At 64.4% G+C, this 22661-nt stretch carries 19 protein-coding genes; 13 read left to right on the forward strand and 6 right to left on the reverse strand.

Going from position 1 to position 22661, the window contains the following annotated elements:
* Nucleotides 1-2: 2 nt before the first annotated feature.
* From HB777_25655 to HB777_25675, 5 genes are all read right to left on the reverse strand, one after another.
* Complete coding sequence (locus tag HB777_25655) at nucleotides 3-1577, reverse strand: indolepyruvate oxidoreductase subunit beta family protein (protein QND66969.1); 1575 nt, start codon at nucleotides 1575-1577, stop codon at nucleotides 3-5.
* On the reverse strand, nucleotides 1574-3727 hold the full coding sequence (locus tag HB777_25660; protein ID QND66970.1) for an indolepyruvate ferredoxin oxidoreductase subunit alpha: 2154 nt from the start codon (nucleotides 3725-3727) through the stop codon (nucleotides 1574-1576). Before HB777_25660 ends, HB777_25655 begins: the two co-directional genes overlap by 4 nt.
* 101 nt (nucleotides 3728-3828) lie before the next feature.
* The gene (locus HB777_25665) at nucleotides 3829-4311 is read right to left on the reverse strand and encodes a MarR family transcriptional regulator (protein QND66971.1); all 483 of its coding nucleotides are present in this window, start codon (nucleotides 4309-4311) and stop codon (nucleotides 3829-3831) included.
* Nucleotides 4311-5882, reverse strand: coding sequence for an NAD(P)/FAD-dependent oxidoreductase (locus tag HB777_25670; protein QND66972.1), 1572 nt, complete (start codon nucleotides 5880-5882; stop codon nucleotides 4311-4313). The genes HB777_25665 and HB777_25670 overlap by 1 nt, the downstream gene beginning before the upstream one ends.
* 284 nt (nucleotides 5883-6166) lie before the next feature.
* Nucleotides 6167-6958, reverse strand: coding sequence for a cyclase family protein (locus HB777_25675; protein QND66973.1), 792 nt, complete (start codon nucleotides 6956-6958; stop codon nucleotides 6167-6169).
* 120 nt (nucleotides 6959-7078) lie between these two features.
* Between HB777_25675 and HB777_25680 the strand changes: the two genes are divergently transcribed.
* The 13 genes from HB777_25680 to HB777_25740 all read left to right on the forward strand — a co-directional run bounded on the left by HB777_25680 (nucleotide 7079) and on the right by HB777_25740 (nucleotide 21434).
* Complete coding sequence (locus HB777_25680; GenBank protein ID QND66974.1) at nucleotides 7079-8653, forward strand: NAD(P)/FAD-dependent oxidoreductase; 1575 nt, start codon at nucleotides 7079-7081, stop codon at nucleotides 8651-8653.
* Between the two features lie 111 nt (nucleotides 8654-8764).
* The gene (locus tag HB777_25685) at nucleotides 8765-10294 is read left to right on the forward strand and encodes an ABC transporter substrate-binding protein (GenBank protein QND66975.1); all 1530 of its coding nucleotides are present in this window, start codon (nucleotides 8765-8767) and stop codon (nucleotides 10292-10294) included.
* 216 nt (nucleotides 10295-10510) lie between these two features.
* Entirely contained in the window at nucleotides 10511-11518 is a 1008-nt protein-coding gene (locus HB777_25690; protein ID QND66976.1) for an ABC transporter permease, read from the forward strand.
* Nucleotides 11511-12359, forward strand: a complete 849-nt coding sequence (locus HB777_25695; GenBank protein QND66977.1) for an ABC transporter permease — start codon at nucleotides 11511-11513, stop codon at nucleotides 12357-12359. The genes HB777_25690 and HB777_25695 overlap by 8 nt, the downstream gene beginning before the upstream one ends.
* Nucleotides 12356-13234 (forward strand): ABC transporter ATP-binding protein, encoded by an 879-nt coding sequence (locus HB777_25700; protein QND66978.1) that lies wholly within the window; start codon nucleotides 12356-12358, stop codon nucleotides 13232-13234. The genes HB777_25695 and HB777_25700 overlap by 4 nt, the downstream gene beginning before the upstream one ends.
* A complete protein-coding gene (locus tag HB777_25705) occupies nucleotides 13227-14063 on the forward strand; it encodes an ABC transporter ATP-binding protein (GenBank protein QND66979.1) in 837 nt (278 codons plus the stop codon). Before HB777_25700 ends, HB777_25705 begins: the two co-directional genes overlap by 8 nt.
* 77 nt (nucleotides 14064-14140) lie before the next feature.
* Nucleotides 14141-14740, forward strand: a complete 600-nt coding sequence (locus HB777_25710) for a glyoxalase (GenBank protein QND66980.1) — start codon at nucleotides 14141-14143, stop codon at nucleotides 14738-14740.
* Nucleotides 14741-14881: 141 nt separating this feature from the next.
* Nucleotides 14882-17176, forward strand: a complete 2295-nt coding sequence (locus tag HB777_25715) for a bifunctional salicylyl-CoA 5-hydroxylase/oxidoreductase (GenBank protein QND66981.1) — start codon at nucleotides 14882-14884, stop codon at nucleotides 17174-17176.
* Between the two features lie 391 nt (nucleotides 17177-17567).
* Nucleotides 17568-18326: an SDR family oxidoreductase gene (locus tag HB777_25720; GenBank protein ID QND66982.1), complete on the forward strand. Its 759-nt coding sequence runs from the start codon at nucleotides 17568-17570 to the stop codon at nucleotides 18324-18326.
* Complete coding sequence (locus HB777_25725; GenBank protein QND66983.1) at nucleotides 18320-18790, forward strand: MarR family transcriptional regulator; 471 nt, start codon at nucleotides 18320-18322, stop codon at nucleotides 18788-18790. The genes HB777_25720 and HB777_25725 overlap by 7 nt, the downstream gene beginning before the upstream one ends.
* Nucleotides 18787-19599 carry an enoyl-CoA hydratase family protein gene (locus HB777_25730; protein QND66984.1) on the forward strand — a complete coding sequence of 271 codons (813 nt, stop codon included), beginning with the start codon at nucleotides 18787-18789 and terminating at the stop codon, nucleotides 19597-19599. Before HB777_25725 ends, HB777_25730 begins: the two co-directional genes overlap by 4 nt.
* Nucleotides 19600-19826: 227 nt before the next feature.
* Nucleotides 19827-20975 carry an acyl-CoA dehydrogenase gene (locus HB777_25735; GenBank protein QND66985.1) on the forward strand — a complete coding sequence of 383 codons (1149 nt, stop codon included), beginning with the start codon at nucleotides 19827-19829 and terminating at the stop codon, nucleotides 20973-20975.
* A 63-nt stretch (nucleotides 20976-21038) separates the two neighbouring features.
* Nucleotides 21039-21434, forward strand: coding sequence for a RidA family protein (locus HB777_25740; protein ID QND66986.1), 396 nt, complete (start codon nucleotides 21039-21041; stop codon nucleotides 21432-21434).
* A 34-nt stretch (nucleotides 21435-21468) separates the two neighbouring features.
* Here HB777_25740 and HB777_25745 read toward each other — a convergent pair whose 3' ends face one another.
* A complete protein-coding gene (locus HB777_25745; GenBank protein ID QND66987.1) occupies nucleotides 21469-22560 on the reverse strand; it encodes an LLM class flavin-dependent oxidoreductase in 1092 nt (363 codons plus the stop codon).
* Between the last annotated feature and the right edge of the window lie 101 nt (nucleotides 22561-22661).

The following is a 22661-nucleotide window of genomic DNA, read 5'->3' on the forward strand; positions in this document are numbered from 1 at the left end:
CGCTAATCGACTTCGTCCCCCAGCGTTGCCACCGTCTTCAGCGCACCGTCGAGCATGTCGCCCTTCTCGTCCTTCAGCGCCATCTCGCGCAGGCGGCGAAGCCAGTCGGCGGCGTCCGCTCGGCCCTTGAGCAGATCTAGCGCGGACAGCACCCGGTCGAATTTCGACTGCGCGCGGACGTGGGTGTCGCTATAGCCTTTGATCAGCCGGCGGCAGTTGAGGATCTCGACAGCCAGCGCATAATCCTGGGGCACATGGTCGAGTACCAGCGCGTACCAGCGATCGAGATGCGCGATCTCGACCTTGTGGCGCAGCAGGCTGCGGCGCCAGCGGCGCAGGCCGCCGATGAACCAGAGGGCGGCAAAGCCGGCAAAGCTGTCGGTGCGGATGCGGCGGCCGTGGTTGATGCGGCGATCGAGAAAGGCGGCGAACTTCGGACGGTTTTCGATGTAGCTGCCTAGGCTTGCCGGCAGCGTGCCGCAGAACTCCTCGATGCGCGGATGGAAATACTCGGTCACCTGCAGGATCGAGCCGTCCTTGACGCCGACCTCGCGGCGGACGCGTTTGTCGCGCGTCGAGCGTGTCTTCAGATCGGCGACGCGGATCATGTCGTCGTAGCACAGCGCGTTGGCCAGGTGCTTCGCGGCGGCGATGGACAGGCTGTAGCCGCGGTCCGGCCCGTCCAGCGCGACCGCCTTGTCCAGCCGATCGAGATACTCGCGCCCGTAGGCGATGTCCTGATAATCGACGACCTTTCTCAGGCCCCGGAGCGCCATGTCGCGCACGGCCACCGGCAACAGATCGATGCGCGCGGCCAAGGCCTGCCAGCCTTGCAGCAGGTTTTGCGGGCCACTCACCTGTCCGGCGCCCAGGGCCGATTCGACAATCGCCGGCTCGGCCGGCTTCGGCGCCGGTGCTGCCGTGCCGCGCGCGCGATCAAACGCAGCGCCAAAGGCGGCGAGGCTCGCCTTGACGCCCCGGCCGCCGGCACCGATCGCCTGTTCGTAGCTCTCACGAGAGAACGGCAGCGCGTCGGACCCCGCCAGCGCGCCAAGCAGGCTGGCCGAGATCATCGAGCCATTGTCGGCGGCGATCTTTTCCATGTCGAAGGCGATGAAGCGCTTCGATGCGGCTTCCGCCGTCGCATGCACCTTGGACGACGAGGCCCGGCCATCTCCCGGCTCGATTTTTTCCGACACGGCGGCGATGCGGTGCGAGGAAGCAATCAGCGTGGTGCGCTCGGGCGTGACGAAGCCGCGGATGATGGCGCGGCCGGCTTCCATCAGTTCGGCGGCGATCAGGATATCGACATCGCCCTGCGAGGGCGACAGCGCGAAGACCGGCAGGCGGCCGGTGTCGCGGGCCATCTCGACATAATAGATGGTGGCGCCGGTGCGCTGGGCGACGCCGGCGACCGAGGTCGATTGCGCGACAAAGCCGCTACGCTCGGCAACGTCGGTGATCCAGTCGGCCAGCACGCCGCCGCCCTGGCCGCCGACCGCCAGCACGGCAAGCTTGATGACACGCTCGTTATCCTGAGCGCCGGCGTGGGCGCGAAGTGGGGGGGACGGCGTCAAGCATCGGCGAAGGTCAGCCGCCGGCTTTCGCGGCGGCGCTGCAACAGGCCGATGGTGGCGCGGCGCGCGGCTTCCAGGAAACGGTCCCAGCGGCTCGGATTGTGGACGACGTCGGCGCGGTAGAAGGATGGGCAGAGCACCGCCGCATCGGCGACCTCGCCGCAATTGCCGCAGCCGACGCAGCTTTGGTCGATATGGGCGACCGGATCGTCGCGCAGGGGATCGTCTGTTGACTTCACCGACAGCGAGGGGCAGCCCGACAGCCGCATGCAGGCATGGTCGCCGGTGCAGATGTCCTCGTCGACACCAAACTTCGGCTTCACCACCCGCTCCCCGCCCTTGATCGCCTTGTCGACCAGCGGCTTTTCGCGGCGCTGACGGTTGAGCATGCATTCGGACGAGGCGACGATGACCTTCGGCCCCTTCTCCTCCGTCGTCAGCGCCTCGCGCAGCGTGTCCTGCATCTTGGTGACGTCATAGGTGCGGTCGACATGGCGAAGCCATTTGACACCCATGCCTTTCACGGCCTCGGTGATCGGATGCTTCGTCGACTTGGTTTTGTTGCCGGCGCGCGATGACAGGATGTCCTGGCCGCCGGTCGCCGCCGAATAGAAATTATCGACGATGACGATGACGCCGTCATTCTTGTTGAACACCGCATTGCCGATCGAGGAGGTCAGGCCGTTGTGCCAGAAGCCGCCGTCGCCGACGAAGGAGATCGAACGGCGCTTGGCATCAGGCGAATTGAACGCGGAGGCCGAAGCCGGCCCAAGCCCATAGCCCATGGTGGTGGCGCCGAGTTCGAAAGGCGGCATGATCGAGAACAGGTGGCAGCCGATGTCGGAGGCGATGTGGTGCTTGCCGAGTTCCTGCTCGACCAGTTTGGTCGCGGCAAAGATCGGCCGCTCGGGGCAGCCGATGCAGAAGCCTGGCGGCCGGCCCGGCACGACATTGATCAGGTCTGCGGCGTCGACGCCGTCGCCGACCTTGTTGGGGGCGCGCACCTCGCCCGGCAGCAGATGCGGCGCCTCGACGCGCAGGAAGGCGCCGATGCCGTCGAGCATGACCTGGCCGGTGTATTCGCCGGCCATCGGCAAATGCTCCTTGCCGACCAGCCTGGTGCCGCGACCGGCCTTGTGCAGCATCGAAGCAAAGGCCTGCTCGATGTAGTTGGGCTGGCCTTCCTCGACGACCAGCACCGACTGCTTGCCCTCACAGAAGGACAGGAATTCGTCATCGATCAGCGGATAGACGGCGTTGAGCACGTAGAGCGGCACATCGGTGTCGCCGTAAGTGTCGGCAAGGCCGAGCCGCTGCAGCGCGCGGATGACCGAATTGTACATGCCGCCCTGCATGACGATGCCGACCGAACCATGATCCGAGCCGAAGAATTCATTGATCTTGTTCTTGCGGATGAAGTCCACCGCCGCCGGCCAGCGCTTCTGCACCTTCTCCTTCTCATGCAGGAAGGAAGCGGGCGGCAGCACGATGCGGCCGGTGTCGCGGCGCGGCGCGTCAAGCGCATCGGCAACCGTCATTGGCGGCCGCTTGTTGTCCTTGGCGATGAAATGGCCGTGGACATGGCAGCAGCGGATGCGGACCTGCAGCATGACCGGCGTGTTGGAAATCTCCGACAGCTCGAAGCCATCCTCCACCGCCTTGACGATCGACGGCAGGTTCGGGCGCGGGTCGAGCAGCCAGACCTGGCTCTTCATGGCGAAGGCATGGCTGCGCTCCTGCATGATCGAGGAGCCCTCACCATAATCCTCGCCGACAATGATCAGCGCGCCGCCGGTGACGCCGCCGGAGGCGAGATTGGCCAGCGCGTCGGAGGCGACATTGGTGCCGACCGTCGACTTGAAGGTCGCCGCACCGCGGATCGGATAATGCACCGAGGCGGCCAGCATGGCGGTGGCGGTGGCTTCCGAGGCGCTGGCCTCGAAATGCACGCCGAGCTCGCCCAGAATGTCCTGCGCGTCGGCCAGCACATCCATCAGATGGCTGATCGGCGCGCCCTGATAGCCGCCGACATAGCCGACACCGCATTGCAGCAGCGCCTTGGTGATGGCGAGGATGCCTTCGCCGGCAAATTCCTCGCCGGCGCCGAGCCTGAGCTTCTCGACTTCCTTGGCAAAAGACCGTTCGGCCATTTTTTCAATCCTTCCGTTACCGCCTGAGGCTGGCGGCGCGTAGGTCTATCTGCTTGAGCATGACCTCTTCCGAGAACCGGTATCCACTCTTCGGGGTCATGCTAGATGTCGTGCTTGCGAATGTTTTTCAGCATCTTCAAAAGCGTCGCGATGAGTGCGGAATATTCAGCGTCGTCGATATCGTCGAACATCGCCTCGAACGCGTCATGCATGGCAGGCCAGGCGCGGGTGAATTCGGCGCGGCCCTCGTCGGTCAGGAACACGTGGCGGATGCGGCTGTCGGTGACACCTTGCTCGCGCCGTACCAGGCCCTGGCCCTCCAGCGAGTCGAGCGTCCGGCTCAAGGTCGACTGCTCGATCACAGTGTAGACCGACAGGTCGTTGACGGTGATGCCGTCGGTGACCGACAGCACGGCGAGCGTGCGTACCTGCGGAATGGTCAGCCCCTGCTTGCGGAAATCGTCGCGCAAGGTGGCGTTGTAGCGGCCCATGATGCGGTTCATCAGATAGGGCGCGAATTGCTGCAGGCCGATCTGCCCCAGGGTCGAGATGCGCTGGCGCTTTTCGGCAACCTTCTGTTCCATCACAGCCTCCCCGCCAGGAGAAAGCCGGAGCCGCCGCCAAGGCCGGCACCGGGATGGGTGGAGGCGCCGATATGGTAGAGGTTCTTGATGCCGGTCTGGTGGTTGCGGCTGGTCTTGAACGGCCGCCACAGGAACGATTGGTCGATGGTCGAGGAGCCACCATAGGGATCGCCACCGACAAGATTGATGTTCATCGCTTCGAGATCGGCCGGCGAATAGGCGCGGCGCGCGATGACGCTGTCCTTGAAGCCGTCGATATGGCTGGCAAGGATCGCTTCGGCGCGATCGGCATAAGCTTCCCGCAACGCGTCGGTCCATTGCCCGTCAGCCGGCGCCTGCAGCTTGCCTGCGGCATCGCCCTCGATGTGACGTGGTACCTCGGGCAGTTGCAGCCACAGGATCGCCTTGCCCTCCGGACAGCGCGACGGATCGAGCGCGTGCGGCTGGCCGACACAGATGGTCGGCACCTCAGGCAGCATGCCGCGCGCCGCCTCGTTGCAGGCCTTCGAGACGCCATCCAGTCCCGGTGTCAGGTGCAGCAGCGCCACTTTGTCCAGGCCTTCGCCCCGCCATGAGGGCGGTTTGTCCAACGCGTAGTGGATCTGGAAATTGCCTTTGCCGTAGCGGTATTTTTGCGTCGCCTCGACATCGGCTTTGGGTGCATCCGCGCCAAGCAGCCTGCCATAGAGCTGCGTTGGCGTGACCGAGCATATGACGCTCTTCTTCGCATGGACCGTTTCGCCCGAGGCCAGCCGCACGCCGGTGGCGCGACCTCCAGCCAGGATGATGGAAGCAACGTCCGCTTCGGTAGAGATGACGCCGCCACGCTCGGTGATCAATGCCTCGAAGGCGGCCAGCAGGTTCTGCGCGCCGCCCTTGACGATCGGTGCCCCGGCCGCCTCCAGCGCGAAGGCGATCACCTTGGCGATTTGGCCGGAGAATGCATCTTCCGGTCCGAGCCCGGCATGCAGCACCCAGGGCGCCCACAGCGCACGGATGGTTTCGGACTGGTAGGTGCTTTCCAGCCAGCTGCGCGCCGGCACGAGTGCTTCGCCGAGAAAGGCGGCAAGGCCACGCGAGCCGCGCCGCCAGGCATCGCCGGCCAAAAGCTTCGCGGTCGGATAGGACCACAGGCTGCCGCCGAGCAGGCCGAACAGCAGGCCGGCATTGCGCTCGATGCCGCCGACATCGTTCGCGTGCCGGTCGCCGTCGCCTGCCGCGATTGCGTTGAGGGCAGCGACATTGGCGGCGCGGTCGGTGGTGAGCACGGCATAGCTGCCGTCCGGCCGCAGCACGCCGGTCGGCTTGGCCGTATGGCAGAATTCAAGCCCGTGCCGCGCAAGGTCGGCGCCGAGTACCGCAAAGGCCGGCGAGGTGATGAACAGCACGAAGGTCGTCGCCATCACGTCATGGATGAAGCCGGGCGCGGTGATCTCCTCGGTGCGCATGCAGCCGCCAATGCGGTCGTTGCGCTCCAGGACAAGCACCTTGGCGCCCTTGCCGCCGAGCATCGCCGCGCAGACCAGCGCGTTGATGCCGCTGCCGACGATGATGTGATCGGGGGCGTTCATTGGGCGTTTCCTGTGGGCAGCGGATGGGCATGGGAGGGCGGCCCTCTACGACGCCCCCCTCTGTCCTGCCGGACATCTCCCCCACAAGGGGGGAGATCGGCTATCATCTCGGCTTTCGCCAATTTTCTACGTTGCAAGATGGGAGCCGTCGCGGAAGCCGCCAATCTCCCCCCTTGTGGGGGAGATGCCCGGCAGGGCAGAGGGGGGCGCCGTAAGGCGCGAGCGCCGTCAACCTGCCTCCCTATCGCTTCGCCAACCTGCATGACCTTCTCCCGAAGATCTCCTTACTGCCCAGACACAAGCGCCAGCGCGCGGATCGGACTGCCGGTGCCGTGTTCGATCTTGAGCGGCGCCGCGATCAGGATGGCACCCTTCGGCGGCAGCTGGTCGAGGTTGCAGAGGCTGGCTAGACCGTAGCGGTTGGCCTTGTGCATCAGCGTGTGCGCCGGGAACGGCGGCTCCATGCCACCGGCCTTGCCGGCATCCGTGCCGATCGTCTCCGAGCCCCAGCCCTTGATGTCCTTGCTGATCAGAAACTGGATGGCTTCGGCCGTCGGGCCGGGCGTGTGCGGGCCGGTCTCGTTGGCGTTGAGGAACTCGGCTTCGGAGCCGTTGCGCTTGTACCAGTCGGTGCGCATCACCACCCACTCGCCGGCGTTGATCGCGCCATGCTTGGCTTCCCATGCCTTAATGTGGTCGACGGTGAGCAGGAAATCATGGTCGGCGGCGGCTTCCTTCGAGCAGTCGATGACATTGACCGGGCCGACGAAGTTCTGCGCCGGAATGGTGTCGGTGGCGCCGTCCGGATAATCCTTGCCAGAGATCCAGTGCTGCGGCGCATCGAAATGCGTGCCCGAATGTTCGCCAAGCTTCAGCCAGTTCCAGGCCCACCAGGGACCGTTCTTGTCATAGCGGGAGATGTTGTGGATCTCGACCTTGGGTGTGTCGACGGCGAGCTCCGGCGGCAGCTTGATCAACGGCGTGTCGGGTCCGAGCGGCGCCGACAGGTCGACCACCTTGATGGCGCCTGAAAGAAGCTGGCCGGCGACTTCGCCGAGGAGTTTTTGGGTGTCCATGGTCTGAAGTTCCCTCTTTCGTGATGATGATCAAGGCTCGTCTCGGCCCTTAATATCCTACTAGACGAAAACATATGCATCTGCAATTATCTTTAAGCATAAAGGAAATGGGAACGGGGCGTGAGCGAGTTTGACGCCATCTTTGTCGGGGCGGGCCACAACAGTCTGGCATGCGCCGCGCATTTGGCGCTCAAAGGCTGGAAAATCGGGATTTTCGAGCGCAGCGCAGCAATCGGCGGCGCTGTCCAGACGCGCGAATTCACCCTTCCCGGCTTCCGTCACGATTTCGGCGCGATGAATCTCAGCCTGTTCGCCGGCTCCGCCTTCCACCGGAAATATGCAAATGAATTGAAAGCGCAGGGGCTGGAATTCGCGCCCGTCGCCGATTGTTTCGCCAGCGCCTTTCCGGACGGACGCTGGTTCGGCGTCAGCAACGACCTGGAAAAGACCGCCGCGCGGATGGCCGCCTTTTCCGCCACTGACGCCGCGACATGGCGCAGATTGGTCGCCGCCTTCCCGGCGGAGGCCGAGCATCTGTTCCGGCTGCTGGGTTCGCCGATGAGCGCCCGCGCGCTTGTCGGCACGGCGTGGAACCTGTGGCGCAAGAAGGGCACTGCCGGCGCGCTCGATACGGGACGGCTGCTGTTGTCTTCGCCACGCGCCTGGCTGGAGGAGAACTTCGAGTCGCCTCATATCAGGGCAACGCTCGCCACCTGGGGCATGCATCTCGACTTCGCGCCCGACATCGCCGGCGGCGCCGTGTTCCCCTATCTGGAATCGATGGCCAACCAGAGTTTCGGCATGGTGCTGGGCAAGGGTGGCGCCGACACCATCATCCGTGCTCTGTCTGGCATGGTGACTTCCGCCGGCGGCAAGATCTTCACCGGCGCCGACGTGGCCGAGATCACGGTTTCGGCCGGCAAGGCGACCGGCGTGCGGCTTGCTTCCGGTGAGACCCATACCGCCAACAGGGCGGTGATTGCCGGCGTCGCGCCCAAGGCGCTGACCGGCAAACTGCTGCCCAATGGTTCTAGCGACACCGGCTTCGACAAGGCGATGCAAAAATTCCGATACGCGCCGGGCACGATGATGATCCATCTGGCGCTCGACGATCTGCCGGACTGGCGCGCCAGCGCTGAGCTTCAGAAGTTTGCTTATGTCCATCTGTCGCCGTCGCTCGACGCCATGTCGCGCACCTATCAGCAGGCGATGGCGGGCATACTGCCGGACGAGCCGGTGCTGGTCGTCGGTCAGCCGACGGCGATCGACCCGTCGCGGGCGCCTCAGGGCAAGCATGTGCTGTGGGTGCAGGTGCGCATGCTGCCCGCCGAAATCCTTGGCGATGCGGCAGGCAAGATCGCGCCAGCGCATTGGGACAAGGTCAAGGAGGTCTACGCCGACCGTGTCCTCGACATCATCGAGACCTATGCGCCCGGCCTGCGAAACAAGATCCTCGGCCAGGCGGTGTTCTCGCCCATCGATCTCGAGCGCGAGAACCCGAACCTCGTCGGCGGCGATCAGGTCTGCGGCAGCCATCATCTGGCGCAGAATTTCCTGTTTCGCCCGGTGCGCGGCTATGCCGGCTGGAACACGCCGGTCGGCAACCTGCATCTCACCGGTGCTGCAACGTGGCCGGGCGCCGGGACCGGTGCGGCTTCCGGATACATGCTCGCGCAACAGCTTGGCGGGAGGTAGGAGCCGAAGATTTCACACAGGCGAAAGAGGGCAACTGCTGCCCAAGAAGCCTGAACCAATGAACTGAAGACGACGCGCGCAGAAAACAGAAAACCAACAAGGGGAACGACCATGACAATCAACAGACGCGAATTGCTGGGATACAGTGCCGCGGCACTCGGGGTGGCCGCCGTCGGCCTGCCGCAGATCGCCAAGGCGGCTGCCGGCGAACTGACCATCGCCTATAATGTCAACTTGCCGTCCTGGGATCCGACCACCGGCCCCTCGGCCGTCAACCCGACGATCCAGGGTCTCTACCAGTCGGTGTTCGATCAATTCATTCCCCAAAAGCCAGACCTGTCCTTCGCGCCGGGCCTGCTCACCGAATGGGGCTGGAACGACGACCGCACCAAGATCACGATGACGGTGCGCGAAGGCGTGACCTGGCATGACGGCTCGCCGTTCACGGCCGAGGACGTGGTCTGGTCGCTGCAGCGGGCGGGTGACGAAAAGACTGGCAACCCGATCCAGTTCGTCTGGAAGAACGTCAACAACTTCAAGATCGACGGCAACAAGATCACCGGTGATGTCGTGCAGTTCGACCCGGTCTATTTCAAATGGATGTCGTTCCTGACCGGCTACATCATGCCGAAGGCCTATTACGAGAAGGTCGGCGCCGAAGGCTTCGAGAAAGCGCCGATCGGCACCGGCCCCTACATGGTCGAAAAATTCGAGCGCAACGCCTTCCTGCGGCTCAAGGCCAACCCGAACTACTGGGGCGGCAAGCCGGCCTTCGAGAATGTGACGATCAAGTTCGTCGCTGACGCGGCAAGCCGCGTCGCCGAGATCGAATCCGGTTCCTCGCAGGTGACGCTCGAAATTCCCTATGAGGAGTATGACCGGCTGATCGCCAAGGACGGATTGGCCGGCTCGTGCAAGAACGTTTCCGACATCGGCATGATCTTCTTCAACGACATCGAGGCGATGCTGGACAAGAACGTGCGCCAGGCAGCCGTCATGTCGATCGACAAGAAGCTGTTGGTCGATCGCCTGCTGCGCGGCTATGGCCAGCCGATCGACACGCTGGAGACGCCGGAATACACGGCCTACGATGCGTCGATCAAGGTCGAGCACAATCCGGAGAAAGCCAAGGAACTGCTGGCTGCCTCCGGCTATTCGCCGGAAAAGCCGGTCAAGTTCACCATCCAGACGACCAAGGGCTTCAAGCCCAAGGACTATGAGATGATTCAGGCGATCGTCGGCATGTGGCGCAAGGTCGGTATCGAGGCGACAATCGAAGTCTACGAGATCGCCAAGCACTATGAGCTGCGCGCCGCCGACAAGCTGGCGCCGGCCGCCTTCTACAACTGGGGCAACGCCATCGGCGATCCGACCACCTCGACCGGCTTTGCCATGTACGGCCCGAGCCCGCATTCGGTGTGGGACAGCCAGGATCTGATCGACATGATCAACCCGCTGTGGGGCGAGAAGGACGAGGCCAAGCGCATTGCCGGCTGGAAGGCTGTCGACAAATACATCGCCGAGCAGGCCTATGTGCTGCCGTTGATGCAGTATGCGCAGCCGATCGTGCATGCCAAGAGCGTTAATGTGGTGCAACATGTGTCCGGCGCGCTGCTGCCAGCCCTGATGACCCCGGCCTGACCAATATGGGAAGGCACGCTGTCGCGAGACGGCGTGCCTTCTTTAACGACGCAGGCCCCCTCATCCGGCCCTTCGGGCCACCTTCTCCCCGCTGGGGAGAAGAGACCGGCTCAGCTGTCAGCGACCTCGTCTCCCCTCGGGGAGAAGGTGGCCGCGAAGCGGCCGGATGAGGGGATTTTCGTTCCAGCCACCAAAACGCAGTAGGCTTACGCCGGAATGCTCCTGCAACGATTCCTGATCCGTCTTCTGACGATGCTGATCACGCTGTTCGGCGTGGCCGTCGTCGTCTTTGTCGTGATCCGCGTCGCGCCCGGCGATCCGATCGCCATGATGCTGCCGCCCGGTGCGACGGATGCCGACATCGCCCGGCTGCGCGCGCTCTACGGGCTCGACAAGACCATCGTCCAACAATTCTTCATCTGGTTGTCCGGCGTGGCCAGGGGTGATTTCGGTACCTCGATCTCGCTGCGGCAAGAGGTGCTCGGCCTCGTCTTCAACCGGCTGCCGGCGACGCTGGAGCTTGCGATCGTCGCGCTTGTGATGGCAGTGGCGCTCGGCGGCACCACGGCGATCATCGGCGCGCGCGAGCGTGGCACGGCGGTCGAGGCGGGCATCGACATCGCCAGCGGCGCGGCACTCTCCATTCCCGACTTCCTGTGGGGCCTGGTGCTGATCCTTCTGTTCGGCGTGCTGGTGCCGATCTTCGACATTTCCGGCCGGGTGTCGCCGCAGCTCGACCTGCCCTTCGTCACCCAGTTCTATCTGTTCGAGAGCCTGCTTCGGCTGCGCCTCGACCTCACCTGGGATCTCCTGAAGCACATGCTGATGCCGGCCGTGGCGCTGGCGCTGCCGCTGGCGGCGATCATCTCGCAGCTGCTGAAACAGTCGCTGAAGGAAATTCTCGACCTCGACTATGTCGTGCTGGCGCGGGTGAAGGGGTTTTCGGAAACGCAGGTCATCCTGCGCGAAGCATTGAAGAATGCCGCTTTGCCGACGCTGACGCTGGTCGGCGTGCAGTTCACCTTCCTCATCGGCGGCACGGTCATCGTCGAGCGGCTGTTTTCCTATGAAGGCCTCGGCAATATGGCGATCGATGCCGTCATCAACCGCGACCTGCCGCTGATCCAGGGCATCGTGCTGGTCTTCGCGCTGCTGTTCGTGCTGATCAACCTCAGCGTCGACATGATGTATGCGCTGCTCAATCCGAGGCTGCGCCATGGATGAGGGACGCGCGAGAAGGCGAGGCGTGTCGCCGCGCTTGTGGCTGGCCGGCGGCTGGCTGCTGCTGGCGCTTCTGGCGGCGATCTTCGCGCCACTGGTCGCGCCACAGGATCCGCTGGCGCAGGATCTGATGCTGGAACGGTTGCCGCCATTCTGGATGAATGGAGCCGAACCCGGCTATTGGCTCGGCACCGACAGCCTCGGCCGCGACCTGCTCTCCCGGCTGATCTTCGGCGGCCGCATCGCTTTCATCGTCGCGTTTGCCGCGGCCATCGCCGCCTGCCTGGTCGGCTCGACGCTCGGGCTGATCGCAGGCTATTTCGGCGGCTGGGCCGACCGCATCATTTCGCGCATCGTCGATGTCTGGATGGCGTTTCCGCCAGTGCTGTTCGCCATCCTTCTGGTTGCCGTGCTCGGCACCGGCCTAAGCTCCGTGATCCTCGCCATCGCGATCATCGACTGGACGCGTTTCTGCCGGGTGATCCGCGCCGAGGCGATGGGCCAGTCGCGCATGGACTATGTCGAGAATGCCCGCATCGCCGGCTATGGCCGCATCGGCATCATGCTGCGCGAAGTGTTGCCCAATGTGGTGCCGTCGATCGTGGCGCTGCTGTCGCTGGAAATGGGCATCGCCGTCATCGTCGAGGCAATCCTGTCCTTCGTCAATCTGTCGATCTCGACCGACGACCCGACCTGGGGCGGCATCATCGCCGAGGGCCGGCTGTCGATCCATCAGGCCTGGTGGGTGCTGGTGTTCCCATTGATCACGCTGATCCTGACAGTGCTGTCGTTCAGCCAGTTCGGCGAGGCGCTGAAGACGCGCTTCGATCCGGTGCTGCGATGAGCGCCTGCCTCGAGATCAGAGATCTGAGCGCCGTGCTGCCCAGCGGCCAGCGCGTGCTGCGTTCGGTGTCGCTCTCCGTCCAGCCCGGCGAGGTCCGCGCGCTGGTCGGCGAAAGCGGTGCCGGCAAGACGATGATCGGCAAGGCGGTGCTCGGTGTGCTGCCGTCAAGCGTGCGAATTGTCGAAGGCGACATGCTGCTCGAGGGCGAAGACCTCGGCAGGCTGCAGCCGAAGGCACGGCGCACGCTGATCGGCGCGCGCACCGCGCTGATCCCGCAGGACCCGTTGACCGCGCTCAACCCGTCGCGGCGCATCGGCTCGCAGATGACCGACCGGCTGGTGCGCATCCTCGGCTGGAGTGGCGAGAAGGCCGATACGCGCATCCGGCAATTGCTGGACGAGGTGCAGATCCGCGACCCCGACCGCGTGCTGAAAAGCTACCCGCACGAATTGTCCGGCGGCATGCGCCAGCGCGTGCTGATCGCCGCCGCTTTCGCCGCCGAGCCACGGCTGATCGTCGCCGACGAGCCGACGACGGCGCTCGATGTCACCGTGCAGAAGCAGATCCTGCGGCTGATCGTGCAATTGCAGCGCGAGCACGGCACGGCGATCCTGTTCGTCACGCATGATCTCGGCGTCGTCGCCAAGATCAGCCAGAAGGTGTCGGTGCTCTATGCCGGCAAGGTGGTGGAGGAGGCCGAGACCGCAGCACTGTTTGCCGCGCCGCAGCACCCCTACACACGCGCGCTGATGGCGGCGACGCCACGCTACACCGATCCTTTCGCCTCGCTAAAACCAGTGGACGACCAAGTACTCGCCGGGCTTGCTTCAGAGATCGCTGCCGCAGACCAGGCTTGGAGGCGGCCGCATGGTTGAACCGTTGTTCTCCGTGCGCGGGCTGAAGGTCGCGCTGCCCGATATGACGCGCAAGCCGCTGATCGGCCGCGCGCCATTGGCCGAGATCCTGAAAGGGCTGGATTTCGATCTCCCCAAGGGCTCGGTGACCGGCATCGTCGGCGAATCCGGATCGGGAAAATCAACGCTCGGCCGCGCTCTGGTGCGCCTCTTGGAGCCCAGCGCCGGCAGCATCACTTTCGACGGCCGCGACATTACCCGTCTGCCGGAAGCGGAGCTGCGGCCATTGCGCCGCAATCTTCAGATGATTTTTCAAGATCCGATGTCGTCGCTCAACCCGCGCCGCACCATTGCCAGCATCATCGCCGCACCGCTGAAGCAGAATGGCCTCGGCGACGATCTGAAGGCGCGCGTCGCCGAGGCCTTGCAACGCGTCGGCCTGCCGCAGAGTTTTGCCAGCCGCTATCGCCATGAACTGTCGGGCGGACAGCGTCAGCGCGTCGGCATTGCGCGCGCTCTGGCGCTGTCGCCGAAATTCGTGCTGGCCGACGAGATCGTCTCTGGTCTCGACGTGTCGACGCAGGCGCAGATCCTGACCCTGCTGGAGAAGCTCGCGGCGGAGATGGGCCTGACCGTCGCTTTCATCAGCCACGATCTGTCGGTCATTCGGCGGCTGTGCCGGCAAGTCATCGTCATGCGCGAAGGCGTGATCGTCGAGGCCAGCGCCACCGACGCCTTGTTCGACAAGCCGCGGCAAGCCTACACGCGCGACCTGATCGCAGCCATTCCACTGCCTGAAATCGACGCCGGCTGGCTGGACATCCCTGCCGCGGCCAAGCCGCCGACTTGAATGCATACGCACGCCGAAAAGCGGGGTTCGGACATGCGACCGCAAAGACCCAGGTCCCGCCAATGGAGAGGACGGACATGAAGACGATACTTCGAAATGCAACGCTCGCCGCGGCAATTCTTGGCAGCGCCGGCATGGCCTCGGCGGATTCGATCCCAGGCATGCGCGGCCACGACCACACGGGCATCACCGTGCCCGACATGAAGCAGGCGGTCGACTTCTTCACCGAGGTGGTCGGCTGCAAGAAGGCGATGTCGTTCGGCCCGTTCGCCGACGACAAGGGCACGTTCATGCAGGATCTGCTGGGTGTCGATCCGAAGGCGGTGATCGAAGAGGTCACCATGGTGCGCTGCGGCTATGGATCGAACATCGAGCTCTTCAAATACACAGCACCTGACCAGAAGGACCTGACGCCGAAGAACAGCGACATTGGCGGCTTCCACATTGCCCTCTATGTCGACGATGTCACTGCGGCCAAAGCCTATCTCGACGGCAAGGGCGTCAAGACACGCATGGGACCGCTGCCAGTCAAGGAAGGGCCTGCCGCCGGCCAGACCATTCTCTACTTCCAGGCGCCTTGGGGACTGCAACTGGAAGCGATCAGCTATCCCGATGGGATGGCCTATGAGAAGGGCGCCGAGACGGTGCTGTGGAGCCCGAAGAGCCCGGAAAAATGATCCGGCAGCGCGCTTGCGCGATGACACGCAAGCGCGCTTTCGCCATATCAGGACAATCGTTTCGATATAAAACTTTAAGCTTGAAATATCTTGCCGCCGGCGCGATACTGAACTCCAGCAAGCGAAGAGGAGATCGCACAGATGAAGGTTGCGGTTCTCGGCGGCGGACCAGCCGGCCTCTACTTTGCCATTTCGATGAAGCTGAGGGACGCCGCGCACGATGTGACGGTGTTCGAGCGCAACCACGCCGACGACACGTTCGGCTGGGGCGTCGTGCTGTCGGCCGAGACGCTCGACAATTTGTCGAAAAACGATCCGGTCAGCGCCGTCTGGATCAAGAAGCATTTTGCCTACTGGGACGACATCGCCGTCATCCATGACGGCGTGCGCACGGTCTCGTCAGGACACGGCTTCTGCGGCATCGGCCGCAAGCGTCTGCTGGTCCTGCTGCAGCGCCGGGCGCGCGAACTCGGCGTCAAGCTGATGTTCGAGACCGATATCGCCGATCCCAAGCCCTATATGGAGACGCATGATCTGGTCGTCGCCGCCGACGGCCTGAACTCCAGGGCGCGCAACAGCTTCGTCGACATCTTCAAGCCCGACATCGACACCCGCAAATGCAAGTTCGTCTGGCTCGGCACCCAACAGAAATTCGACGACGCTTTCACCTTCATCTTCGAGAAGACCGAGCATGGCTGGGTGTGGGCGCACGCCTACCAGTTCGACAGCGACACCGCGACGTTCATCGTCGAGTGCAGCGAACAAACCTGGACTGCCTTCGGCTTCGGCGCGATGTCGCAGCAGGAATCGATCGCCGTCTGCGAGCGTATCTTCGAAAGACATCTCGGCGGCCACGCGCTGATGACCAATGCCAACCACATCCGAGGTTCGGCATGGATCAATTTTCCGCGCGTGCTATGCGAGCGCTGGTCCTACAAGAACCTCGCGCTGATGGGCGATGCGGCGGCGTCGGCGCATTTCTCGATCGGCTCCGGCACCAAACTCGCATTGGAAAGCGCCGTAGCGCTGGCCGAGTATGTCGAAACCGAGCCGGACCTCGAGGCTGCCTTCCGCAAATATGAGGACGCCCGCCGCACCGAGGTGCTGAAGTTGCAATCGGCGGCGCGCAATTCGCTCGAATGGTTCGAGGAGGTCGAGCGCTATCTCGGCCTCGATCCGGTGCAGTTCAACTATTCGCTTTTGACCCGCTCGCAGCGCATCAGCCACGAGAATCTGCGGCTGCGCGATGCCGAATGGCTGGGCGGCGCGGAGGAGTGGTTCCAGCGCCAGGCGGGCGCCGGCGGCAACAGCCTGCGCCGCGCGCCGATGTTCGCGCCGTTCAAGCTGCGCGACATGAAGCTGCAGAACCGCGTCGTCGTCTCGCCGATGGCGCAGTACAAGGCCGTCGACGGCTGTCCGACCGACTGGCATTTCACCCATTACGCGGAACGGGCCAAGGGCGGCGCCGGGCTCATCTATATCGAGATGACCTGCGTCAGCCCGGAAGGGCGGATCACGCCCGGTTGTCCGGGATTCTACGCGCCCGAGCATGAGGTGGCGTGGAAGCGGCTGGTCGATTTCGTCCACACCGAAACCGAAGCCAAGATCTGCGCCCAGATCGGCCATTCCGGCGCCAAGGGCTCAACCCGGCTCGGCTGGGAGGGCACGGACGTGCCGCTGACCTCGGGCAACTGGCCTGTGATAGCGGCCTCGGCCGTTGCCTGGTCACCGCAGAATCAGGTGCCGAAGGCGATGGACCGCGCCGACATGGACCGCGTGCGCGACGAATTCGTGGCCTCGGCCGAGATGGCCGATCGCTGCGGCTTCGACATGCTCGAGATCCACGCCGCGCACGGCTATCTCTTGTCGTCCTTCATCACGCCGGTCACCAACCGGCGCACGGATGACTATGGCGGTTCGCTTGACAATCGCATGCGCTATCCTCTCGAAATCTTCCGCGCGGTGCGCGCCGCCTGGCCGGCGGAGAAGCCGATCTCGATGCGCATTTCGGCCAATGACTGGGTCGGCATCGAAGGCGTGACGCCTGCCGATGCGGTCGAGATCGCACGGCTGCTGCATGAGGCCGGCGTCGATATTTGCGACGTCTCGGCCGGCCAGACCTCGGCCCTGGCAAAGCCTGTCTATGGCCGCATGTTCCAAACGCCGTTTTCCGACCGCATCCGCAACGAGGTCGGCATGGCGACGATGGCGGTCGGCAACATCTACGAACCGGACCATGTCAATTCGATCCTGATGGCTGGCCGCGCCGACCTGGTGGCGCTGGCACGGCCGCATCTCGCCGATCCCTACTGGACGCTGCATGCCGCCGTCACGCTCGGCGACCGTGGTGTCAGATGGCCGGATCCCTATCTGCCCGGACGCGACCAGCTCTACCGGCTGGCCGAGCGCGACGCCGCAGCGGGGCTGAAAGTATGAGCGCTTTTCGTTTGCCACATCAGCGCCGCCCCTCATCCGCCAGCCGGCACCTTCTCGCCGTAATAGTACGCAGGGCAGCTTGGCGCATTCATTGTCTCGCGCTGCGCTGGTCGACCCCCACTCCGTCGCTGCTCCGCAGCGCCACCTCTCCCCGATCGACGGGGGAGAGGAAGGGCGCGAGCCCTTTGCCGCCGATGCTCGTCCCATGAGGCTCCCTTCCTTTCCCTCCGGAGGGGGAAGGTGGCGCTGCGAAGCAGCGACGGATTGGGGGAACCACTTGGCAACCAGGCATCGGGCTAATCACTCATGCTAGTCACAGAAGACCTGTGCATGCCATGGCGTCGATCTTGCGTGAGGGCGAGGGGCAGCGCCATGTTTCGAGGATACGCGCATGATTGCGGGTAAACATGCGTTGGTCACCGGCGGCGGCTCCGGTGTCGGCCGGGCCATTGCGCTGGCCTTGGCTGGCGCCGGTATCGATGTGACCATCTGCGGCCGGCGCGACACCGAGCTTGCCAAAGTGGCTGGCGAAAGCAAAGGCATTTTCGGCATCGCCGCCGACGTCACCGATGAGGCGGCAATGGCGTCGCTCTACGAAAGGGCGCAAGCCGCGCGCGGACCCTTCGACATCGTCGTCGCCAATGCCGGCATGTCCGGCAGCGCGCCGGCGCACAAAACCGCGCTCAGCGACTGGCAGCGGACGCTCGACGTCAATTTGACCGGCGCCTTCCTGACGGTGAAGCCGGCGCTGGCCGGGATGGCCGCGCGCAAGGCGGGGCGGATCGTCTTCATCGCCTCCACGGCCGGGCTGAAAGGCTACGCCTATGTCGCACCTTACGTCGCCGCCAAACATGGCGTCGTCGGCCTGATGCGGGCGCTGGCGGTCGAGACGGCGAAATCCGGCGTGACCGTCAACGCCGTGTGCCCGGGCTTTGTGGAAACCGAAATGCTGGAAGAAACCATCCAGCGCATCATCGAGAAGACCGGCCGCTCGGCCGAGCAGGCACGGTCGAGCCTTGCCTCGACCAATCCGCAAGGCCGCTTCATCCAACCGGATGAGATTGCCGCCGCCGTGCTGTGGCTCTGTGGCGACGCCGCCCAGTCGATCACCGGACAGGCGATTTCCATTTCAGGAGGCGAAACATGGTAGCCGGCCCCCTGCCCGCGCCGTCGGGACCCGGCAAGGACCGCTTGCGTCTGTGGATCAGGCTGCTGCGTGCCTCGCGCACGATCGAGGCCGAGCTGCGCGAGCGCCTGAAGAAGGACTTCAACACGACGCTGCCGCGCTTCGATGTGATGGCAGCCCTTTATCGGGTGCCGGAAGGCATGCTGATGAGCGACCTGTCGCGCTTCCTGCTGGTTTCCAACGGCAATGTCACGGGCATCATCGACCGGCTGGTTTCGGAAGGCCTTGTTGCGCGCGCGCGGCGCAATGGCGACCGCCGCACATCGATGGTGCGGCTGACAGAGGAAGGCACGCAGGCCTTCGCCACGATCGCCGCGGCGCATGAAGGCTGGATCGGTGAACTACTGGGCAAGGTCAGCGAGGACGACGCGCGCCGGCTGACCGGCATGCTGACCTCGTTCCGCAGCAACTGGGAGGGACGCGAATGACCGCGATGGCCGGGCGCAAGCCGAAGCATTTCCTGTGGGAGGTCGAGGGCAGGATCGCCAAGGTCCGGCTCGACCGGCCGGAGCGCAAGAACCCGCTGACCTTCGACAGCTATGCCGAGCTGCGCGACACATTCCGCGACCTCGTCTATGCCGACGATGTCGACGCCGTGGTGTTCCTCTCCAATGGCGGCAATTTCTGCTCCGGCGGCGATGTCCACGACATCATTGGCCCGCTGGTCAAGATGGACATGAAAGAGCTTCTCGCCTTCACCCGCATGACTGGCGATTTCGTGAAGGCGATGCTGAATTGCGGCAAGCCGATCATTGCGGCGGTCGACGGTGTCGCGGTCGGCGCCGGCGCCATCATTGCGATGAGCTCCGACATCCGCATCGCCACGCCGGAAGCCAAGACCGCCTTCCTGTTCACCCGCGTCGGCCTCGCCGGTTGCGACATGGGCGCCTGTGCGATCCTGCCGCGCATCATCGGCCAGGGCCGCGCCGCCGAACTGCTCTACACCGGCCGCACCATGACGGCGGCGGAAGGCGAGCGCTGGGGTTTTTACAACCGGCTGGTCGATGCCGCCTCGCTGGAGGCCGACGCACTCGACATGGCGGCGCGCATCGTCTCCGGCCCGACCTTCGCCCACGGCATCACCAAGACGCAGCTCAACCAGGAATGGTCGATGGGTCTCGACCAGGCGATCGAAGCGGAAGCGCAGGCGCAAGCGATCTGCATGCAGACCCGCGACTTCGAGCGCGCCTACAAGGCGTTCGTGGCCAAGGAAAAGCCGGTGTTCGAGGGGGATTGAGGATGAGCGTTTCAATGGAGACGTTGGCGGGACAGCGCCCCCCTCTGTCCTGCCGGACATCTCCCCCACGAGGGGGGAGATCGGCTATCCGCTTTGGTTTCGCCATTATCAAACGTAGCAGAATTGGCGGGACGGCCGTGCCAGCCAATCTCCCCCTCGTGGGGGAGATGTCCGGCAGGACAGAGGGGGGCGCCGTAGAGCGCAAGGCCCGAGTACCGGAGGCACCAATGCCTGACCGCTCCTTCCTGAACTGGCCGTTCTTCGAAGACCGCCATCGCGAGTGGGCCGAACGCCTGGAGACATGGTGCGCGGAAAACCTGCCAGTCGATCACCATGATGTCGACGCCGCCTGCCGCGAGCTGGTGGGCAAGCTCGGCAGAGACGGCTGGCTGAAGCCGACGGCACTCGACACCGACAATCCTGGACCACTCGATGTGCGCACACTGTGCATCACGCGCGAGACGCTCGCGCGCCATGACGGGTTGGCCGATTTCGCCTTCGCCATGCAGGGGCTGGGCACCGGCGCGCTCAGCCTGTTCGGCACGCCGCAACAGCAGCAATGGCTTTCGAAGACGCGCGCCGGCAAGGCGATTTCCGCTTTTGCCCTGTCGGAACCGCGCTCGGGATCGGATGTGGCCAACACCGAAATGACGGCGACCCGCGACGGCGACAGCTATGTTTTGTCGGGTGAAAAGACCTGGATCTCCAATGGCGGCATCGCCGACCTCTATGTCGTCTTTGCCCGCACCGGCGAGGCGCCGGGCGCCAGGGGGCTCTCGGCCTTCCTCGTGCCTGGCGACGCCAAGGGCCTCGGCATTGCCGAGCGGCTGGAAGTGATTGCGCCGCATCCGCTGGCGCGCCTGTCGTTCGACCAGGTCCGCCTGCCCGCCTCGTCACTGATTGGCAAGCCCGGCGACGGCTTCCGCATCGCCATGTCGGTGCTCGACGTGTTCCGCTCAACCGTAGGGGCGGCAGCACTCGGCTTTGCCCGCCGCGCGCTGGATGAAAGCATCAAACGCGTGGCCGAGCGCAAACTGTTCGGCGCGCCGATGGCCGAACTGCAGATGGTGCAGGGTCATATCGCCGACATGGCGCTCGATGTCGACGCGGCCGCCCTGCTGGTCTACCGCGCCGCATGGACGAAGGATATGGGTGCGCCCCGCGTCACGCGCGAGGCCGCGATGGCCAAGCTGTTTGCCACCGACAAGGCGCAAGAGGTGATCGACAAGGCGGTGCAGCTGCATGGCGGCGACGGCGTCCGCAAAGGCCATATCGTCGAAAGCCTGTATCGCGAGATCCGCGCGCTGCGCATCTACGAGGGTGCCTCCGACGTGCAGAAGGTGGTGATCGCGCGGCAAGTGATGGGCGCGGCCTGACGGCAGAGATTTGACGGGCATTCGATTTTGAAAATTGGTTTTTGGAATACCGGGAGGTTTTGAATGCACACTATTCTGCAGCCGGAAGGCTGGGCGAAACCTGTCGGCTACGCCAACGGCGTCGCGGCGCGCGGGCAGCTCGTCTTCGTCGGCGGACAGGTCGGCTGGAACGGGCAATGCCAGTTCGAAACCGACGACTTCGTCGGCCAGGTGAAGCAGACGCTCGAGAACGTCGTCGCGGTGCTGGCCGAGGCCGGTGCGGGGCCGCAGCACATCACCTCGATGACCTGGTATTTCACCGATAAGGCCGAATACCTCGCCAACCTTAGGGGTATCGGCGAGGCCTATCGCGAGGTGATCGGCCGGCATTTTCCAGCAATGGCCGCCATGCAGGTGATGGCGCTGGTCGAGGACCGCGCCAAGGTGGAGATTCAGGCCACGGCAGTTATACCGGAATAACCAATCACCGGAATAACTGCCCGCGCAGAATAAATTATTCGCGTAGTCCCGCCTGTCTCAAAATCGGCAGCACGTGATCGCAGAAATAAGGCAGCTCCTGCGTGTAGTTGACGAAGGACAGCGCGATGCCCTGATAGCCGTGCCCGGCAATGGCGGCCATGTCGGCGGCGATCGTTTCCGGCGTTCCGATCAGCGGATAGGTCCCGGCGCCACCGGCGAAACGTTGCCGGTAGCGGTCATAGGCATGCGGGTCGTGCGATTGCGAGAATTCCTTCTTGCCGGCCATATGGGCATCAACCGCGTCGTGGTCGGCCATATCAACGGCATAGCGCGTGTAATAGGCCTGCGCCTCCTCCATCGTCGGGCGGCAGACAACATGTGCAACCGTGTAGACACCGACGTCGCGGCCCGCCTTGTCGGCCCGTTCGCTGATATCGGCGACATGCTTGCCGGCATCGCCCATCTCGGAAAAGGTCGTGAACAGATAGTCGCATCGGGCGGCGGCGAAATCGCGGCCCGGCCCGCCGAAAGCGGCGTTCATGGTCACGGGGCGCGGAACCTGCAGGCTGGCTGGCCGGCTGACGGCTTCCTTGAGGCGGTAGTAGGTGTCTTCGTAATCGAGCGGCTCGGGCGAGGCATACAGCTTTTCGAGGATCTCGATCCATTCGGCTGCCTGATCGTAGCCCTTCTCGACCAGAGGCGTGCCGAACATGCCGAATTCCTTCGGGTTCCAGCCGCAGACGATGTTCAAGCCCGCGCGACCCTGGCTGATATGGTCGACCGTCGCCAGCGCCTTGGCGGCATAGAGCGGATGCACCAGCGGCACATGAACGGTCATGAACAGGCCGATCTGCTCGGTGGCCATAGCAAGGGCCGCCGCCCATGTGAAGGTCTCGAACGACCATTCGCGCACCTTGTTGCGGCCGCCAAAACCGCGCCAGCGCGCGATCGGCAGCATGAACTCCAGCCCGGCGCGGTCGGCGATCTGCGCCGCGGTCAGATTGTCCTGCCAATTTGCCGTCCAGCGTTCCGGCACATCGGTGATGGCAAGCCCGCCGTCGGCATTGGTCGAGAAGACGCCAAGCTTCAGTCTGTTCGGGCCGTGCAAGGGATGTGGTTTGTTCATGTCGCGACCTCCCGGCGAAGATCGCACGCTACGGCTCCGCAAAAATATTTCAAGCATGAAATAGCTTCGCCTCGCCATGGTTTGCGGATATGGATTCCGGC

The organism is Mesorhizobium loti (genome assembly GCA_014189435.1).
Lineage (GTDB): Bacteria > Pseudomonadota > Alphaproteobacteria > Rhizobiales > Rhizobiaceae > Mesorhizobium > Mesorhizobium loti_G.

Coding starts and splice junctions, on each gene's coding strand:
- HB777_25660 (QND66970.1), bottom strand. CDS start 3,727: ATGGCCGAACGGTCTTTTGCCAAGGAAGTCGAGAAGCTCAGGCTCGGC.
- HB777_25665 (QND66971.1), bottom strand. CDS start 4,311: ATGGAACAGAAGGTTGCCGAAAAGCGCCAGCGCATCTCGACCCTGGGG.
- HB777_25670 (QND66972.1), bottom strand. CDS start 5,882: ATGAACGCCCCCGATCACATCATCGTCGGCAGCGGCATCAACGCGCTG.
- HB777_25675 (QND66973.1), bottom strand. CDS start 6,958: ATGGACACCCAAAAACTCCTCGGCGAAGTCGCCGGCCAGCTTCTTTCA.
- HB777_25685 (QND66975.1), top strand. CDS start 8,765: ATGACAATCAACAGACGCGAATTGCTGGGATACAGTGCCGCGGCACTC.
- HB777_25690 (QND66976.1), top strand. CDS start 10,511: ATGCTCCTGCAACGATTCCTGATCCGTCTTCTGACGATGCTGATCACG.
- HB777_25695 (QND66977.1), top strand. CDS start 11,511: ATGGATGAGGGACGCGCGAGAAGGCGAGGCGTGTCGCCGCGCTTGTGG.
- HB777_25700 (QND66978.1), top strand. CDS start 12,356: ATGAGCGCCTGCCTCGAGATCAGAGATCTGAGCGCCGTGCTGCCCAGC.
- HB777_25705 (QND66979.1), top strand. CDS start 13,227: ATGGTTGAACCGTTGTTCTCCGTGCGCGGGCTGAAGGTCGCGCTGCCC.
- HB777_25710 (QND66980.1), top strand. CDS start 14,141: ATGAAGACGATACTTCGAAATGCAACGCTCGCCGCGGCAATTCTTGGC.
- HB777_25715 (QND66981.1), top strand. CDS start 14,882: ATGAAGGTTGCGGTTCTCGGCGGCGGACCAGCCGGCCTCTACTTTGCC.
- HB777_25720 (QND66982.1), top strand. CDS start 17,568: ATGATTGCGGGTAAACATGCGTTGGTCACCGGCGGCGGCTCCGGTGTC.
- HB777_25725 (QND66983.1), top strand. CDS start 18,320: ATGGTAGCCGGCCCCCTGCCCGCGCCGTCGGGACCCGGCAAGGACCGC.
- HB777_25730 (QND66984.1), top strand. CDS start 18,787: ATGACCGCGATGGCCGGGCGCAAGCCGAAGCATTTCCTGTGGGAGGTC.
- HB777_25735 (QND66985.1), top strand. CDS start 19,827: ATGCCTGACCGCTCCTTCCTGAACTGGCCGTTCTTCGAAGACCGCCAT.
- HB777_25740 (QND66986.1), top strand. CDS start 21,039: ATGCACACTATTCTGCAGCCGGAAGGCTGGGCGAAACCTGTCGGCTAC.
- HB777_25745 (QND66987.1), bottom strand. CDS start 22,560: ATGAACAAACCACATCCCTTGCACGGCCCGAACAGACTGAAGCTTGGC.